Origin of the sequence: Pseudoalteromonas sp. SG44-1 (assembly GCF_014164315.1) — a bacterium.
Taxonomy (GTDB): domain Bacteria; phylum Pseudomonadota; class Gammaproteobacteria; order Enterobacterales; family Alteromonadaceae; genus Pseudoalteromonas; species Pseudoalteromonas rhizosphaerae.
Map to the genome: position 1 here is coordinate 1 of NZ_JACJEW010000165.1, position 1,580 is coordinate 1,580.

The following is a 1,580-nucleotide window of genomic DNA, read 5'->3' on the forward strand; positions in this document are numbered from 1 at the left end:
TTGTACCATTTTACATCGTTGCTGGCGGCTTGCTGCTTTAACCGTTGTTTGCTGCCTGCAAAATTTGAGTACTGCTGCCTGAAACGTTGAATTGATTCAAGCCATTGCGCTTCTTCTATATTCAAAGTCAGGAGCACTTTTGGCATAGTTTTGTTGATATGCCCTTTTTTCTTTGGATCTATGTGGCGGCCGCTCCAGTCGACTAATTCAATATAATCCAGTAAGGCAAAGGGGATCCTGTGTTTAATGTGATTGCCGCCAAATGGTTTTAGCTGTGCTGGTTGGCTTTCATGCTGAATATTATCTTTTTGTTTGAGAAGCTTATTCGCTTTAACCGTGTCTGTGGTAAAGGCTTTAAAGTGCGCTATACGTTCTTGAATTGAGGTGAAATCACGGTCTTCAAGCGTATCGGCTATGTTTGCTCTGATAGAGTTCAAATCAACGTAGGCCATGCAACTGAGCACTACGGTTTCATCTAATAATGCTTGCGACTATTCTTTATAAGTAATGCGCCCTTCCCTCAAATTTATAAGGAATAAATTTGAATGCCGTCAGGCAGCCCGAAGGGTGAGCGCCAAGGATGGCAGCGAATAATACTTACCCGTGCAGTTATCTTCTTTATTGGCCTCGCGGGCAATGTACTCATTGAGGTTTTTCATATACCAGCTGATGTCATACAACCTTTCTCGCCATTAGCGATGATCTCATTAAAAAAGAGCAAACTTGGCTTATCTAACTGCTCACCTTTTAAATGGCGGTCGACTACAAAGTGGTCGTTATAAAGCTGATACCAGCGGTTAATTACTTCATCATCAGACCAATCAAGTGCTTGACGCCTATTGACGTTCACAACAAGGTGATAGTGATTGCTCATAATCGCGTAGGCAGCAATTTCAATGGCAAACACACTACTTAATAACTTAATTCGCTCTACTAACCACTCCCTACGGTGAGCAAAGTTTTTACCTGTGTATTTATCATCACCACACAAGAATGCACGTCTCACGCATCGTGAGATTAAGTGATAATAAGATGTCGATGCTAAATCAATAAGCTTTTTTCTTGCGCGAGTCATAATATATCAACTTCAGTAGCACTGTGTGTAATAACAGTGGTTGATACTATGATTTTTGCAAAAACAGTAGTTGATACTGTAGTTTTTGCAAAAAAATGTGTCTGTCCTTTTTACTTTCCACTTTTTAATTTCCAACGAAATAGACATTAGACGCCGGATTTATGTCATAGGACCGTTACCTTTATTAGTAAAAAATTCGCTGGCGGAGTGACCATATATCTCTGTGTTATCTGAGAGATTCATTTGTAATCAAGTGTAATACATTTTGTTTGAGGGCTTTGCTAGTCTTTACTGGCTGTTTATTTTTTAACAAAAAAAGGAAATACCTACAATGAGTACCACTAAACTTGATGAAATGCTAACTGGCCGCATTCAACCCGGTGAACCTAAACAATATACCAATGCTAACCCTCAGATCGATCTAGGCCACGGATGTATTATTGTAGATGTGATCGCTGATGTTGTAGCTGATGCCGCCGCTGATGCCGCCGCTGATGCCGCCGCT

The 1,580-nt window shown here is 40.6% G+C and carries 1 pseudogene; it reads right to left on the bottom strand.

From position 1 onward, the window contains the following. A pseudogene (locus tag H5187_RS24855) lies at nucleotides 1-1,075 on the bottom strand (hypothetical protein); the annotation flags it as partial. Nucleotides 1,076-1,580: the final 505 nt, after the last annotated feature.